This is a genomic window from Pseudomonas sp. Kh14 (assembly GCF_900291005.1).
Taxonomy (GTDB): domain Bacteria; phylum Pseudomonadota; class Gammaproteobacteria; order Pseudomonadales; family Pseudomonadaceae; genus Aquipseudomonas; species Aquipseudomonas alloputida.
In genome coordinates this window covers 1-234 of sequence record NZ_OLKJ01000323.1, presented here as the reverse complement: position 1 = coordinate 234, position 234 = coordinate 1, and the positions used below count along the sequence as shown (strand labels likewise).

Sequence of the window (234 nt, the reverse complement as noted above, 5' to 3'; positions counted from 1 at the left end):
CGCATTGCGCCATAGAGCAGAGTGGCTATGCAACATGACGCAAGCGACCGCCGATCAGGGAGGGGCCGGTTGATATTTCTGGTTGGGCCGTCGGGTTGCGGGAAAGATTCCCTGAGCGACGCTTCGCGTGAGCAACTGGCCGCCGGCGGGGTAGAAATTGCCCGCCGGGTCATCACCCGTTCGACCGAAGCCAAAGGCGAAGCTGCCCAAGGGGTCACGCCTGAGCAGTTTGAT

1 pseudogene is annotated in these 234 nt (G+C 62.0%); it reads left to right on the top strand.

The features are described from left to right. Window positions 1-27: 27 nt before the first annotated feature. A pseudogene (locus FQ668_RS29140) lies at window positions 28-234 on the top strand (phosphonate metabolism protein/1,5-bisphosphokinase (PRPP-forming) PhnN); the annotation flags it as partial.